This is a genomic window from Methylobacterium sp. D54C (assembly GCF_053345595.1).
In genome coordinates, this window is record NZ_JBKFAK010000027.1 from 42,431 (window position 1) to 57,799 (window position 15,369).

Sequence of the window (15,369 nt, forward strand, 5' to 3'; positions counted from 1 at the left end):
CCTACCACCGATAGGAGATCGTGGCGAGGACCGTGCGGCTCGTGCCGTAGAAACACTGGTTGGCCGAGGCGCAGGCCGACACGTAGTGGTTGTCGAGCAGGTTGGTGGCGTTCACGGCCGCGGTTAGCCCCCGGAGCGACGGGCTTAACGCTCCGAAATCGTAGTGCACCTGCGCGTCGACCAGGAGGTAACCGGGCACCTTGTAGGCGGCCGAGTTGACCGCGTCTCCGTAGGAAGACCCGATGTAACGCAGGCCGCCGCCGAAGCCGAAGCCGCGCAGCGGCCCGCTCTGAAGGGTGTAGTCCCCCCAACCGGCGATCGTCTGGTCGGGCACGCCGATCGGCCGCTTGCCCCGCACCGCGACCCCGCTCGTCACCACGGTGCTGCGGGTGACCCGAACATCGGCGTAGCCGTACGAGGCGATGAGCGCGAGTCCCGGCAGCGGCGAGGCCTTGCCGCTGAACTCGACGCCCTTCGAGTTCACCGCCCCGGTCTGGACCTGGCATACCGTGCTGCTGCACCCGGTCACCGCCGTGTTGGTACTGAGGTGGGCGGTGTCGGTGGTCAGGACATTGTACTGGGTCAGGTCGAAGGCCGCGACCTGGACGATGGCGTCCACCCCCGGCGGCTGGTACTTGATGCCGGCCTCGACCTGCTCGCCCGTCGTCGGCTTGAACGCCGTGCCGCCGAAGCCCGTGCCGGCCTGCGGCTCGAACGAGGTGGCGTAGTCGGCGAATGGCGCAAGGCCGCTCTCGAACTGGTAGAGCAGGCCCACGCGGCCCGTGGTCGCCTCGCTGTCCGTCTCCGCGATCGTTGACCTGCCCGTCGACAGGGTTGTCGTCTTGGACCAGTTGCGCGCCCAGTCGTGGCGCACCCCCGCCTGCAGGTGCCAGTTCCCGAACTGGATCTGGTCCTCTCCATAGATGCCGAGCTGGCTGTTATCCTGCCGCTGCTCGGTCGTAAGGCCCGGGACGGCGAACGAGCCGTAGGCGGCGTTGGCGAGGGTATTGACGTAGCCCGTCGCGCCCGTGCCGTACCGTGCCGTCGGTCCGGTCCAGAGGTAGCCCAGCCCGGTCAACACCGTGTGCTTGAGCGGGCCGGTCCAGAAGCGGGCCTCAGCCTCGTTGTCGAGGGCGACCGCGTCGAGGCTCTCGACGTACCGCTGCGGCGTGCGCGCGAGGCACAGGTTGGCTCGGCCCCCGCACTGAGCCGCGGGTGCGTAGACGGTGCCGCTCGCCGGCACGGAGAACGCCTTGAAGTCGGTGTCGAGCTGGAAGTACCGGAAGTTCTGTCGCACCGCGAACGTATCGTCGAAGACGTGCTCGAACTGGTAGCTGAGCGCCGCTTGGTCGCGCCGGAAGCTGTTGTAGCGTGGATCGGCGACCTGGAAGTTGTACGGGATGCGTCCGTAGGCCGTCGGAATCAACGTCCCGAGGGCGGGCATCCAGTTCGATTGGAAGCTGTTGGGGTCGCGCTGGTAAAGACCCTGGACCGAAAGCGTCGTCGCGCCGTCGGGCCGCCAGGTCAGCATCGGGGCAATCATCACGCGCTGGTCGGGGCTGTCCTTGACGGCATTGTCGGTGTCGCGACCGAGGCCGACCACGCGGTAGAGGAGATGCCCCTCCGGATCGACCGGGCCGCTCAGGTCGAAGCCGCTCTCTACGCGGCCGTAGCTGCCGAGGCGGGTGTAGACCTCGTTGTAGGGGACGGCGAGCGGGCGCTTGCTCACGAGGTTGATCAGGCCGCCTGGGTTGGACTGGCCGTAGAGCACCGAGGCCGGCCCGTGGATTACGTCGACTCGCTCCAGCAGGTAGGGCTCGACAGAGGGGATCGCGTAGTTGACGCCTTTGGGCAGGCGCAGGTTGTCGAGGAACTGGACGTAGTTGGCGTTGCCGCCGAAGCCACCGAAGCCGCGGATGAAGACGCTGTCCGAGCGGTCGCCGCTGCGCGTCTCGGCGGCGAGACCGGGCTCGTAGCGCAAGGCTTGGCTCACCGTAACGGAGGCCTGAGCCTCGATCTGCGCCCGCGGCACGACCGTGATGAACTGCGGCGTCTGCCCGATCGGCGTCGCGATCTTCGTGCCGGTGGCTGTGAGCGGGGGGGCGTAGCCAACGGAGGCGTAGGCGCTTCGACCCGTCCCCTCGACGGACAGCGCGTCGAGCTCGACCTCCGCGGCCTGTGTTGCCGAGGCCGGCGCGGCCTGTGCCGCCGAGGCAGGTACGGCCGCGAGCGCGCTACCGAGGACGAGCAACGAGGGCCAAGCCTCCCGGCGGCGATGGGTGAACTTCGACACGACCTACCGTCCCGCTGGGTCACGCCGGGGCATTCGAAGGCTTTCGAACGCTCGGGCAGGCCCCGGTCATACGGATCGAAAGCCAAGCTGAGCAATTCCCGCGACTTTCGGGATCGTGGCTTTCTCTTTCGATACGATTTGGAATAATTTGGATCTGTGATCAGCGCATTTCGCGCGGCGATACGCCAAAACGATTGCGGAAGAGCGTGGAGAGATAGGCGGGCGTGTAGCCAACCCTGTAGGCAGTCTCGGCGACGCCCGCCTCGCCCGCCGCGAGGATATTGTAGGCGAGTTGCAACCTGTACTCTTGGAGAAACTCCGGGATGCCCGTCCCGAATAGCCGCCGGAAGCCGATTCCAAGGGTCTTCGTATTCAATCCGACCGCTGCGGCGAGCCGCGGCACGCTCAGCGGCTCGGCGTAGCGGCGCACGAGGATGTCCCGGGCCTCGGTCAAACGCTCGACCTCGCTCGCTGACAGCCCGCCAGCGGCCTCCAACGTATCGGGCGCGGGCAGGCACCGCTCCAGCGCGTAGGCCGCAAGTTCCAGGGATTTCCCGAGCAGGAACGGGTCGCGGGCGAGCCCGCGGAGCGGGCACACCATGATCTGCGCGGCGAGCGAACGGACGGCCTGGTCGGCGGCCGCGGTGATGAAGACGGGTCCGTGCCGCCCCCCAAGCTCGACCACCTGCGCCAACAGCGCCGAGAGCGGGACGCCGACATGCGTCTCGACGATCCCGGCCGAGAGGTGGACGAGGGCGTAGCGGAAAGTCTGTCCGGCCGCGAAGACCTGCTCGCGCCGGTGCTCGGACGCGCTGAGGACCAGGCTCACGGAGGGGGCTTCGACCGCGATGGGCGGGCGATCGTCGATCCGGCAGGACATCCGTCCCTCGAGGGTAATCGCGGCGGTTAGACCCCGCTTGAACGGGGTCAGGACGCGCTTCTCCTCTTGGAACTCGGTCTCCCCCGTCGACACGATCATGTCGCCGCCGAGCAGCGTCGTGAACTGTTTCGGAAGCAGGATGCTATGAGAGACGTCGGTCATGGACTTGGAGCGCAGTCATGATGACCGAAGTGCAGTCGGTCTAGAATCATAACAGATAAGATTTGGCTTTCCGCTACATCGTTCGTGACGCATCCGTACATCTTCGCGACGAGACTGACCAGCGTCCCGCCCCGCGCCGGCTGAAAGCGCGACGTTTAGTGGAGACGACAACGCGATGCGGTGTGATCCTCGGATAAGGCTTTGTGACGTCGCTGCGGGGTGCGACGGGCAATCGCCATAGATGGCTGTTCGATCAGTTGGTGCCGCCCGGATGCGACACGCGCTTAGCCATCGAGGATCGCACTGACGGCGTCCGCTTCATCTGCGCCTGTGCTGGGAAGCGGACCAACTGCTTTCGGCCAAGGCCTGCCGATTTAAGCCGTCGGGCGTCGTTGACGCCGCCCGACCGCAGCAGGTGATGGCAGGTCGCTGCTGACCGCCATCTCGACGTTGCGTTTACACAGCCGTATCGGGTCACAAGGCCCACCGCAGCGGATCCGGCTCTGGAATGACGCCAACGAACCCACCGCTCCGGCAGGTGTTTCCACCCATCCTGCTACCGACATTCCTCGCCGTCGTGGACGGCACTATCGTCGCTGCGGCCCTGCCAGCCATGGCCGGCGCGTTCGGCGAGGTGGAGCGGGTGACCTGGGTTGTCGCGTCCTACCTCTTAGCCAGCACCGTGGCGGCGCCCGTCTACGGTCGGCTCGGGGACGCCCTCGGCCGGCGTCGTCTGCTGCTGACGGCGCTCGCGCTGTTCGTCGCTGCGTCCGCGCTCTGCGCCTGCGCCCCAGGCATCCTGTCGTTGACCGGGGCGCGGATACTCCAGGGCTTCGGTGGCGGCGGCCTGATGGTACTGAGCCAAGCGCTCCTGGCCGAGAACGTACAGCGCCATCAACTCGGCCAGGCGCAGGGCGTGATGGCCGCGGTTATCGTGACCTCGTCAACGTTCGGGCCGGTGGCCGGCGGGGCGCTGACGCAGGCGTTCGGATGGCCCTCGGTGTTCCTGGTGAACTTGCCGCTTGGCCTGCTGGCGATGCTGCTGGCGCTACGCCTGCCCGCCCGGGGCGGCGGCGGGTCGGGCGCGTTTGATTGGCCAGGGCTGCTGTTGTTTGCCGGAGCGGTAGTGCCGCTCCTCTTGGCGCTGGAGGGACTGCAGGGTGTCGAAGTCACCACGGCCTTCCCCGCTTTGGCTGAGATCGCGCTATCTCTAATCTGCGTCGTGCTGCTTGGGTGGTGGGAGCGGCGGGCGGCGCGGCCGCTGTTCCCGCTGAAACTTCTGCGCCGCCCGGCCATGTGGCGGGCCAACGCCATGGCCGCCTGCTCCGGCGCGCTGCTCGTCAGCGAGGCGACGATCCTGCCGCTCCACCTGCGGGCGGTGGATGGTGCGTCGGCCGGGCAGATCGGTTTGATGATGCTGCCTCTGACGGCGACGGTCGGGCTGGGTTCACTGATCACCGGGTGGCTAGTCTCGCGCACCGGGCGCGTGGCCGTCTTCCCTTCGGTAGGACAGACGGCGGCGGCGCTGGGTCTGCTGCTCGTGGCATTCGGATCCGGTCCCGCCAACGCGGTGTTCGGGCCCTGGGGCCTCCCGGCGTTGCTGGCGGTTGTGGCCGTGTTTCAGGGCTCGGCGATGCCGGTGGCCCAGATCACGATGCAGTCCCAGGCCCCATCCGACCAGTTGGGCGCAGCATCGGCCGCCGTGCAGTTGTCGCGCTCGGTCGGCTCGGCGATCGGTGTCACGCTGGTGGCGGGAGTCCTGTTCGCGGCGTTGAGCCGGTACGGCGCCTCCGAAGCGTTCGCGGACGCGGTTCGACACGGGCCGTCTGTCCTGGCGGGGCTGCCTGAGGCTGAGCTCATCCGGGCGGCAGACCATATCGCCGGCGGCTTCTCCGCCGCCTTCGCAACGGTCGCGGTCTTCGCCTTCCTCAACGCCGCGCTCGCTTGGACCCTTCCATTGCGCCGCCTGTAGGATCTGCTGGAGATCTGGGCGAGCGCGCGCGGCGCAGTTGGGCGGCCTGCGCCGAGACCGAGGACGGCTAACGACGTCGCGCTGATCCCCGACTGCGAAGGCGCAAGCTGTGGGAACGAGTCGGCGGGAAAGGACTGAGGTGAAGGGGCCGCAAACCGCAACTCGCCGTAACGACGTCTGCTTCCGCACATCGTCAACGCGAAAGCGGACGAACTGCTTTCGGCCAGACCCCGTCATGCCGGATCGTCATTGCCCGCATAATCGGACGTTCGGCTTCGCGCCCATTCCGGCGGTCCAATGCGTGCGAGAAGCGGCCGTGAAGCGGACGCTGGTAGACAGCATGGCAGTTGCCGGACCGCCGTATCGACGCCGGAACCTGATCGCGGCTCTCTCGCTTTCCTGACCTGTTGCAGCTCGACTGAACCGCATGGGGCAGGACCACCGCCCGACAGTGCCGCTACGTCCCCAATCATCCAGGACAAGCAACGGACAATGAAGTTCTTCTGGGGTCCCCATACCTGCGCGATCGGCATCCACATCTTGCTGGAGGAGATCGGCATCCCCTACGACAGCGTGAAAATGGATGTGGCCGGAGGCGAGACCGGACGGGAACCATTCACGGCGATCAACCCGAAGGGGAAGGTCCCGATCCTCGTGCGCGACGATGGGACGGTCATGACCGAGTATGGCGCCATCGCCACGTGGCTGGCGCGCACGAACCCCGACAAGGGGCTAATCCCCGCTGACCCCGAGGCCGAGCGCCAGGGCATCGAGATCATGGACTACGCTGTCGGCACGCTGCATCTGCAGGGGTTCGGGCGCCTGTTCAAGACGGCGAACTACGAGCCCCAGGACATCCTCCACCAGACGCTCAAGCTCGGGCAAGCTTCGGTGAAGGAACAGGGGCGTGCGATCATCGACGCGGCTCTGACCATCCTCGATCGGCAAATGGCCGGGAGGGCCTACGTGGCGGGCGAGACCCTCACGATCGGCGATACCGCGCTATTCTACGCGACGCGTTGGGCACCGCAGGAGGGTATCGCGCTCCCACCTCACCTTGCCAAACATTACGAGCGGATGGTCGCGCGCCCTGCCGTGGAGCGGGTTCGTGCGATCTGGGGGGAGACATAACCGGACGGGGGGCTACCGATCCCCGCAAGACCAGGAGTGATCGCGATCACACGCGCTCTTTGGTGTGAGCGACCACGCCTGCCGACCACCCATGTTGGGTTCGGCCTCACGTTCTTGGATTCGCCATTTGAGCTTGGCGGCCCGGCGCAAGACGGACCCTTGCGCCGGTTCATGCGCCAATCAGGCTGGCCGATATTCACTCAATTCCTCAAGGCCGCCGCCGTCCGCATAGGCGAGGCGGAAGCTTGGGCGCGCCTTCCAGCGCTGCCAGAACCGGTCGATCTGCTCGTAACGCTCATCCAGCGGGGTCGCGACAGGACCGAACTTTGAGAACGCGATCGCCGTGCACAGCGTGATGTCGGCGAAGGTTGGGTGCTCGCCGCCGAGGATCCAATCTCGCCCGTCCGACAGGTGTCGGTCGACGAGCCCGGCATGAGAGAGCGCCTCCTTACGGCAATGCTCGCCCCATTGCGGGTTGCTAGTCAGTTCCAGCTTCGGCCCCAGGCCCTGATGGACCACGTGGAACAGCGTCGTGAGCCGGTACAGGATCTGCACCCAGATCCGGTCGTTCCACATCACGTCCTGTGCCTGCTCCAATGCGCCTTCGCCCAGGATTTTGCGGCCCGGGAAGCTCTCGTCGAGGTAGCGCGCGATTGCGACGCTCTCGGCCAGATAACCGCCACCCGGCAGCTCAAGGGTCGGGGTCTCGCCCCACGGATTGCGCTTGAGATGTCGCCAGCCGCGCTGCTCACCGACCGGTGCCATGTCGAGCACACGCTCCTCGACATGCTGCGCAATACCCTTCTCGTGCATCAGCAGGCGCACCCGCTGCGGGTTAGGGAAGGCTGACGGCGAGGTGTAGAGGGTAAGCTTGTCCATAAATCCTCAGCAGAGCGTGCTTTCGACGTCACGGCAGGTGGGGTTGGTTCTAAGCGGCAACAGAGGGACTCAGACGTTGGCTTCGTGCCTGCTCCCCAACCTGCCGCACGTGCCGAACGTGCCGGAGATCCGGCGAACGACCGCCTGGAGAAACGCAGATGACGTTCCCAGCGGCGGTGAGGGAAGATGCGCAACCCCGGCACCGGGCATACGCCCGATTTTTGCCCGGTGCGAGCGCTTACCCGTGGCGGGGAGCCGAGATCGTGCTGAGGAGTTGGCTGACATACCTCTCAGAGAGTGCCCACTATGAAACTTTTAGCGAGCGCCCATTTCGGTCTGGTCCTGGTCCTGATGTCCAGCACCGCAGTGTTGGTGGGGCCCGCCGCAGCCCAAAGTCGCGCTCCAAACGAAGGCAACCTCACCCAGATCGCGAGCTTTGCGCATCAGGTCACAGGGATCACCGTGAGCCGAGACGGACGTATGTTCGTCAACTTCCCGCGTTGGAGTGAGGACGCTCCGGTCTCGGTTGCCGAGTTGAAGGATGGCAAGCCGGTCGCTTATCCGAACGACGACTGGAATAGCTGGCGCAATGCTAGAAAGGACGAGGTCGATCCCAAAACCCACTTCGTCTGCGTTCAGAGTGTCGTCGCCGACGGCCAGGATCGTCTTTGGGTTGTCGACGCAGCCGCACCGGCGATGGCGCATGTGGTCAAGGACGGAGCCAAGCTCGTCGGTATCGACTTGAAGACCGATCAAGTCGTGAAGACAATCCCGTTCGATACCAACACGGTGATGCAGGCCTCTTACATCAACGACGTACGCATCTCGCCCGATGGCAAGACCGCTTACCTGACGGACTCCGGGGCTGAGGGGGCGTTGATCGTGGTCGATCTCGACAGCGGTTCAGCCAAACGCGTGTTGTCCGGCCACCCCTCGACGATGCCGGACAAGAGCGTGACCATACAGTACGACGGCAAGCCACTACGTCGCCCCGATGGGCGCGGCGTCGAGTTCTCCGCCGACGGTATTGCACTTTCACCTGACGGCAAGACGCTTTACTGGCAGGCTATCAAGGGTAAGACCCTCTACAGCCTCCCAACTGAAGCACTGACAGGTTGGGCCACGGCATCATTCGTGCCCGAGTTGCTGAGCGACAGAACCCTGAGCGGGAAGATCGCCACGGTCGGCGAGAACGGACCGGCCGACGGGCTACTGATCGCCCGCAAGGACGGGCGGATGTATGTCACCTCACCGCAGGACAACGCAGTGAAGGTCCGCGACCTGACCAATCCGGACGGTGGTCTGACCACGCTGGTTCAGGACGACAGGCTCCGCTGGCCGGATACGTTCAGCGAAGGGCCCGATGGCACGATCTACGTGACGACGTCCCACATCCAGGATTCGGCGGATTACAAGCCCGGCGCTCCTATCAGCTTGCCGACCGAGTTGTGGGCCATCAAGGCTAACCAAGCCGCTGTCACAGGGTCGACCGGTTCGGGAACCGCCCGCTGAAGACACGCGGGATCCTGTATCGCGACACCAGGGCCCGCCCAGTAACCGCCGCGGCGGGCTCCTTTCGATGAGACACCCGCAACACGGCATCCGCTGGAACTTTATTCGGGCAATTGTATCACCGTCGCAAAGACACGTCGCTTTGCGGCAGCCACTTTGAGTGATCGATTCTCCTGGAGCGGCAAGGTTGGAAGAACGAAGTCCTAACTCGGCGCCGGAGCATTTGCACCCTTCTCGGCGGCGCCGAGATCAACCACCATCTGCTTCCTTCGAGCTTTATTCCATAGCCGGCCAGACGGCTTTCCACGCCGAGCCGAAGCGGGCATACGATTGATGAACGGCCGCTTTGGCGAGGCGCCGACAGCAGTATCAGCGACTGGATTGGCTTGGTTCGATCCCGTCTGCTTGTTCGACACGCCTGCCTCGAACCGGTCAGCTCTTCTCGATGACGGAGACCTTGCCGTCCCGCTCCACGATGGCGACCGCGACTTTCTCCAGGTCGTCGAGACCCTGCTGGCGGGCGGCGGTGCGGACGTCGGCCTGCTGCATCCGCAGGCGCCGCATGCTGATCTCGTCCCAGTCGCCGTCGCGATAGACCACGATGGGTGTGCCATCGACGATCCGCTCGAACCAGACGAAGCGCAGCTTCAGCCATGACACCGAGACATGCATCAGCCCGACGGTGAACAGGGCGCTCATCGCACCGGTGAAGGAGTGGTCGTCGCCCAGGATGGCGCTGACGCTCAGGCCGCCGAACAGGAACAGCACCACCATGTCGATGGGCGCCTGCTGGCTGGCCGTGCGCCGGCCGATCAGCCGGATCGCGAACAGGACGACGAGGTAGGCCGCGGCGGCCTTGAGGACGGTGTTCACGCTCAGGGCACCGCGTATTGCGACCACGACAAGGTTTTGCCGGCATCGAGGCGGGCGGTGAGGTTCACCCCGCCCCGGAAAGCCGGCGAACCGGCGAAGCGGATCAGCGCGTGGCTCTCGCCAGCCTGGACCGGGAAGACGAGGCGGATGCCGCTGCCCGCGGCCTCCCAGGTCGCCGGCCGGGGCGTGATGCTCTCCAGGCCGAACTGGTCGACGAGGTCCTTGGCGATCGTCACCGCGACCCTGTCGCCCCCCGGGGGAACCTTCGTGTCGAACTTGATGATCGTCGGGGCACCGAAGCGCACCACCGGCTCGTACCGGATGCTGATCGACCCGTCGCCGTTGGACAGCGCGCGCTCGCTGAACGGCCCATGCCCGAGCAGGCCGGCGGCGCAGATCAGCACGAAGCCGAGCATGGCGAACCGGCCTGCCATCTCGGCCCACCGCCAGCGCTGTTCGAAGGCCGGGTAGAACCCGTTCGCGATCTCCACTGGCATCGGAGGATCGTCGTGGATGACTTCCAAGGCGTGCGTCCTTCCGGGTGCGGCTGCTTCCGCGCAAACACTCAGGGGGCGGGATCTGGCGCATACCGAACAATCGGTGCTGAACCGAGCCGTTCAGCAGCCATCATAAGCGTGACCGTTTTCCGGGCCGCGGCAACTCGCTGAGCACCGCGAACGGACGCGTCGGCTAAGGCTTTGCTGCAGATCTGTGCCGAAGCCAAGGTGCGCCTCAGCCCTCAGGGCTCTCGATCATCCAAGCGCCTAGCTGTCGTCAAACAGGACGGGCATTTGCGGCGACAGAGCATCCTAAACGCGCGTGCTGCGTTGGCGATCACGTTTGCGCCATGCCGCCAGAGGCTCGCGCAGACGCATTGAGATGTCTGTAGAGGTGTCGAGCGCACGTCCGCTCGGCGGGATGCTCGTAGACGCTACCTGGGGATGGCCCGAACCCGTGTGTGAGCCCGCCTATGATCCACACCGGTTATAACCCGCTCCTCGTCGCCCTCTCGATCGCCATCGCGGTCTTCGCCGCCTACACCGCCCTCGACCTCGCCGCGAGGGTGCCGGGTAGGGCTGGGCCACGCTGGGCTTGGGTCGGCGGTGCAGCCGTCGCCATGGGTGGCGGCATCTGGGCGATGCACTTCGTCGGCATGCTCGCATTCGAGATAGGTCTGCCCGCCGCCTACGATCTCGGGCTCACGCTCCTCTCGCTCGTCCTCGCCATCGGCGTGACCGGCGCGGCTTTCGCCTGGGTCGTCTTACAGGGCACTGGAGCGCGAGCGTTGGCCGTCGCCGGACCGTTGATGGGCCTCGGCGTGGCGGGCATGCACTACGTCGGCATGGCGGCGATGCACGTGCCGGGCAATCTCGCCTACGCCCCGGCCATCGTCGTCCTATCAGTGGCGATCGCCGTTCTGGCCGCTACGGCCGCGCTCTGGCTGGCGTTCCGCCGCAGCCGCCCTTGGCAGAAGCTGGCCGCTGCCTGCGTCATGGGCTTGGCGGTGGCCGGCATGCACTACACCGGCATGGCCGCGGCGACCTTCACCGCCGAGGAGGTCGGCGCCCATGCCGCACACACCGTGACACTCAGCGACAGTCAGCAGAACCTCGCCCTCGCCGTCGCCGCGGCGACGTTCCTGATCCTGCTCGTGGGCATGCTGGCAGCCTCACTCGATCAGCGCCGGGTGCAGCGGCGACTACACCGCAGCGAAGAGCGCTTCCGCGCCGCCGTGCAGGCCGTCAACGGAGTGATGTGGACCACCGGCGCCCAAGGGGCCTTTGAGGAGGATCAGCCCGCCTGGGCCGCCCTGACCGGACAGACCTTCGCCGAGATGCGCGGGGACGGTTGGACCCACGTCGTCCACCCCGACGACGTGCTTGCGACTGCGGCGGCTTGGGCGGAGGCGGTGCGGACGGGCGCGCCCTACGCGGTGGAGCATCGCGTGCGCGTCGCCGATGGAACTTGGCGGTACTTCCTCGCCCGCGCGATGCCGGTGCGCGACGAGGGTGGGGCGGTGCGCGAGTGGGTGGGCGTGCACGAGGACATCACGGAACGGCACGCGCACGAGGCGGCGCTGCGCGATGCGCGCGACGCGGCCGAGGAGGCACAAGCCGCCGCTGAGGCCGCCAACCGTGCCAAGAGTGAGTTTCTGGCCAACATGAGCCACGAACTGCGCACGCCGCTCTCGGCCATCATCGGCTACGCGGAGATGCTGATCGAAGAGGTCGAGGACGGCGCCGAGGCGGACGCGATCGCCAGCGACATCGGCAAGATCGAGGGCAACGCACGCCATCTTCTGGGCCTCATCAACGACGTGCTCGACTTGTCCAAGATCGAGAGCGGCAAGATGGAGGTCTACGCCGACAGCTTCGCGGTCGAACCGATGCTGCGGGATCTGGCTGCCACGGTCGCCAGCCTGATGACCAAGAAGAGGAACACGCTCACGCTCGAACTCGCGGCTGATCTTGGCGACATGCACTCGGATCTGACGAAGACCCGCCAGATCCTTCTCAACTTTTTATCGAACGCCGCCAAATTCACAGAGGGCGGACAGATCCACCTCTCGGCCCGACGAAAGGTGGATCATCCGGAGGGCGATCGGTTGGTCTTCGCCATATCGGACACCGGCATCGGCATGACGGACGAGCAGACCGCGCGCCTGTTCCAGCGCTTCGAGCAGGCGGACAGCTCGACCACGCGCAGGTTCGGCGGGACGGGGCTCGGGCTGGCTTTGACGCGGGCCTTCTCGGAGATGCTGGGCGGCACCGTATCCGTCGCCAGCCGCAGCGGTGCCGGCTCGACCTTCACCTTGACCCTGCCCACGACCTACGTCAGGCCCCCAGACAGCCGAGCTGAGCCGCAGCCGATCGAGATCGCGGACGATGCGGTCGATGCGGGGACGGGCGGAGAACTGATCCTCGTCATCGACGACGACGCGGCCCAGCGCGAACTCATGACGCGCTTCCTGCGCCGCGAGGGCTTCCGGGTGCGGGTCGCTGCCGATGGTCAGACCGGACTGGACCTCACTCGCCGGCTCCGACCGCGCGCCATCCTGCTCGACGTGATGATGCCCGGCGTGGACGGCTGGTCGGTGCTGAGCCAGATCAAGGCCGACCCAGAGCTGTGCGCGATCCCCGTGGTCATGGTGACCGCGGTAGACCAACGCAATCTCGCGGCCTCGCTCGGCGCGGCCGATTACATGCTGAAACCTGTGGACTGGACGCGGTTCAGCGGGGTCATGCATCGCTATCGATCCTCGGGGACGAACACCCGCGGTGCCGTCCTGATCGTCGAGGACGATCCCATCGCGCGCCTGTCGATGCGGCAGAGCCTCGAAGACGACGGGTGGAGCGTCGCGGAGGCGGAGGACGGCGAGCAAGCCCTTCGCAGTGCGGCTTCCACACCGCCTCAGGTCGCTGTGCTGGACCTGAACATGCCGGTCATGGACGGCTTTACCTTCCTGAGGCGGTTCCGCGAACTGCCCGGCTGCGCTGCGACTCCCGTCATGGTGCTGACGGGGCGGACGCTGTCAGCGGAGGACCGTTTGGCGCTGCGTGGGGCGAGCCAAGTCCTGAATGCCGGCGATCTCAGCTCAAGCGATTTGGTCGAGCAGCTGCGGCTGCTGACCTTGCCCACGGTGATTGGCGAATGAGCCATTCGTAGCGCTGGGACTTATCTGGGATAGGCCTCGTCGGACCACGTCGCGGTCTGCTTTTGCGGCAGACTAACTCCGAAGCGGACCGGCAGCTTTCGGCCAGCTTCTGTCTCGGCAGTAGGCTCGTCGGGATGACTGGGGTGGGTGGATTTCCGCCAGTCCGCTTCCACTCAGAGATAAAGCGGAAGCGGACGTTCACACGTTCAGCCAATTGACGGCGCGATAGGAAAGGTAGGGGCAGCTCAGGCTGCGCGCACGGTGGCGAGGAAGCGGGCGACCTCGGCCGTGAGGTGCTCCGATTGGCGCGACAGTTCCGAGGCGGCTCCAAGCACCTGGGTCGCCGCCGCTCCGGTCTCCTCGGCGGCCCCCGCCACGCCGGCGATGTTGCCCGTGACCTCCCCCGTACCCGATGCCGCCTGGGCCACGTTGCGGACGATCTCCTGGGTCGCAGCCCCCTGCTCCTCCACGGCGGCGGCGATCGACGTGGCGACGTTGCTGATCTCGCGGATCCGCCCAGTGATCCCGCCAATCGAGGCGACGGCCTGCCCGGTCGACACCTGGATCTGCAGGATCTGACCGGAGATCTCGCTCGTCGCCTTGGCGGTCTGCTCGGCCAGCGCCTTCACCTCGGCGGCCACCACGGCGAACCCTTTCCCGGCCGCCCCCGCCCGGGCCGCTTCGATGGTGGCGTTCAAGGCCAGCAGGTTGGTCTGGCTTGCGATGTTCGAGATCAGGCCCACGACGTCTCCGATCCGGGCGACGGCCGTGCTCAGTTCATGGACCAGCGTGCCCGCTTGATCGGCCTCCCCCACCGCCTGCCGCGCCAGCTCGGCGGCCCCGTCGACCTGCCGGCCGATCTCTTGAACCGAGGAGCCCAGTTCCTCCGCCGCCGCGGCGACGGTGTTGACGTTCGAGGCTGCCTCTTCGGCAGCCGCGGCCACGGCGGACGACTGGGCTGCGGTTTCGGCGGCGGTGCCGCTCATGGTTCCGGCGGTCGCCTGAAGCTCGGTGGCCGAGGATGACACCATCCCGATGACGCCACCGACCGCCGCCTCGAACCCGTCGGCCATCTCGCGCATGGCGCGCTTGCGATGCTCCTCGGCTGATGCTCGCGCTTGCGCCGTCTCCTCTTCCAGCTGTCGTGTGCGGATGAGGTTGTCCTTGAACACCTGCACGGCCGCCGCCATCGCCCCGATCTCATCTCGGCGCTCCGCGCCTGGCACCTCTCGGGTAAGGTCCCCCGCGGCGAGATCGGTCATGAACGCCGTCATGGCTCGCATGGGTCGCGCTACGCTTCGCCCTATCAGGGTAGCCAGCAGACCGATCATCATAGCAATGATGGCCGCGCCACCGAGCAGACGCATCAGGGTCGGGCGCATCTGCGCCGCCGTGTCGTCCGCATAGATGCCCGATCCGATGATCCATCCCCACGGAGCGAAGCCTCTCACGTAGGAGATCTTTGCCACCGGCTGATCCAGGCCGGGCTTCGGCCAAAGGTATGGGACGAAGCCCGCGCCCGACTGCTTCACCTGTTCGACCATGTCGACGAATAGGTGCTTGCCAGCCGGATCGACGATCCCGCCAATGTCCTTGCCAATCAACTCGGCCTTGGGATGCAGCACCATGCGCGGGTGCATGTCCTGGATCCAGAAGTACTCGCTGCCCGCGTAGTGCAGGTTCCGAACTGCCGCTACGGCCGCTTGCTGTGCGGCATCGCGGGTCATCCGGCCGGCGCGCTCCTCGGCTTCGAAGTAGGCGAGCACCCCTTGCGCGGTCTCGACGAGGTCGCGCGTCTTCAACTCGCGTGCGTCCGTGACCGTCTGGGACATATCCCAGCCTGCGAGCGCGATTAGCGCCGCCATGCCACCGAGTGCGATCAGGGTGGACTTGCTCCGCAAAAGTGGAGAGCTCTTTTCCTGAAGGAGGAGGGTTCCGATGGCAGACCGGAAGCAAACCTTTACCCCTGAGTTTCGTGCTGAGGCGGTGCGATTGGCGCAGACGAGCGGGCG

Annotated in this window: 10 protein-coding genes; 4 read left to right on the forward strand and 6 right to left on the reverse strand. The window is 66.3% G+C overall.

Going from position 1 to position 15,369, the window contains the following annotated elements:
• Position 1: 1 nt before the first annotated feature.
• Complete coding sequence (locus ACLBYB_RS28610) at positions 2–2,293, reverse strand: TonB-dependent siderophore receptor (RefSeq protein ID WP_447700803.1); 2,292 nt, start codon at positions 2,291–2,293, stop codon at positions 2–4.
• A gap of 160 nt (positions 2,294–2,453) precedes the next feature.
• On the reverse strand, positions 2,454–3,122 hold the full coding sequence (locus ACLBYB_RS28615) for a helix-turn-helix domain-containing protein (protein WP_447700804.1): 669 nt from the start codon (positions 3,120–3,122) through the stop codon (positions 2,454–2,456).
• A 721-nt stretch (positions 3,123–3,843) separates the two neighbouring features.
• On the opposite strand from ACLBYB_RS28615, the gene ACLBYB_RS28620 reads away from it, so the two are divergent.
• Positions 3,844–5,307, forward strand: coding sequence for an MFS transporter (locus tag ACLBYB_RS28620; RefSeq protein WP_447700805.1), 1,464 nt, complete (start codon positions 3,844–3,846; stop codon positions 5,305–5,307).
• A gap of 492 nt (positions 5,308–5,799) precedes the next feature.
• A complete protein-coding gene (locus tag ACLBYB_RS28625; protein ID WP_447700806.1) occupies positions 5,800–6,438 on the forward strand; it encodes a glutathione S-transferase family protein in 639 nt (212 codons plus the stop codon).
• A 180-nt stretch (positions 6,439–6,618) separates the two neighbouring features.
• Here the strand turns inward: ACLBYB_RS28625 and ACLBYB_RS28630 are convergent, their stop codons facing one another.
• Positions 6,619–7,317 carry a glutathione S-transferase family protein gene (locus tag ACLBYB_RS28630; protein WP_447700807.1) on the reverse strand — a complete coding sequence of 233 codons (699 nt, stop codon included), beginning with the start codon at positions 7,315–7,317 and terminating at the stop codon, positions 6,619–6,621.
• Positions 7,318–7,623: 306 nt separating this feature from the next.
• Here ACLBYB_RS28630 and ACLBYB_RS28635 point away from each other — a divergent pair, with 306 nt between their 5' ends.
• A complete protein-coding gene (locus ACLBYB_RS28635; protein ID WP_447700808.1) occupies positions 7,624–8,829 on the forward strand; it encodes an L-dopachrome tautomerase-related protein in 1,206 nt (401 codons plus the stop codon).
• Between the two features lie 432 nt (positions 8,830–9,261).
• On the opposite strand, the gene ACLBYB_RS28640 is transcribed toward ACLBYB_RS28635, so the two are convergent.
• Entirely contained in the window at positions 9,262–9,702 is a 441-nt protein-coding gene (locus ACLBYB_RS28640) for a DUF421 domain-containing protein (RefSeq protein WP_447700809.1), read from the reverse strand.
• 2 nt (positions 9,703–9,704) lie between these two features.
• A complete protein-coding gene (locus ACLBYB_RS28645) occupies positions 9,705–10,199 on the reverse strand; it encodes a hypothetical protein (protein WP_447700810.1) in 495 nt (164 codons plus the stop codon).
• Between the two features lie 473 nt (positions 10,200–10,672).
• On the opposite strand from ACLBYB_RS28645, the gene ACLBYB_RS28650 reads away from it, so the two are divergent.
• Positions 10,673–13,357 (forward strand): MHYT domain-containing protein, encoded by a 2,685-nt coding sequence (locus ACLBYB_RS28650; RefSeq protein ID WP_447700811.1) that lies wholly within the window; start codon positions 10,673–10,675, stop codon positions 13,355–13,357.
• Between the two features lie 245 nt (positions 13,358–13,602).
• Here ACLBYB_RS28650 and ACLBYB_RS28655 read toward each other — a convergent pair whose 3' ends face one another.
• Positions 13,603–15,222 (reverse strand): cache domain-containing protein, encoded by a 1,620-nt coding sequence (locus tag ACLBYB_RS28655; RefSeq protein WP_447700812.1) that lies wholly within the window; start codon positions 15,220–15,222, stop codon positions 13,603–13,605.
• Positions 15,223–15,369 lie beyond the last annotated feature (147 nt).

Excerpts from the sequence above, each read along its gene's own strand:
- ACLBYB_RS28620 (WP_447700805.1), top strand. The coding sequence starts at position 3,844 with ATGACGCCAACGAACCCACCGCTCCGGCAGGTGTTTCCACCCATCCTG.
- ACLBYB_RS28625 (WP_447700806.1), top strand. The coding sequence starts at position 5,800 with ATGAAGTTCTTCTGGGGTCCCCATACCTGCGCGATCGGCATCCACATC.
- ACLBYB_RS28630 (WP_447700807.1), bottom strand. The coding sequence starts at position 7,317 with ATGGACAAGCTTACCCTCTACACCTCGCCGTCAGCCTTCCCTAACCCG.
- ACLBYB_RS28635 (WP_447700808.1), top strand. The coding sequence starts at position 7,624 with ATGAAACTTTTAGCGAGCGCCCATTTCGGTCTGGTCCTGGTCCTGATG.
- ACLBYB_RS28645 (WP_447700810.1), bottom strand. The coding sequence starts at position 10,199 with ATGCCAGTGGAGATCGCGAACGGGTTCTACCCGGCCTTCGAACAGCGC.
- ACLBYB_RS28650 (WP_447700811.1), top strand. The coding sequence starts at position 10,673 with ATGATCCACACCGGTTATAACCCGCTCCTCGTCGCCCTCTCGATCGCC.
- ACLBYB_RS28655 (WP_447700812.1), bottom strand. The coding sequence starts at position 15,222 with ATGGCGGCGCTAATCGCGCTCGCAGGCTGGGATATGTCCCAGACGGTC.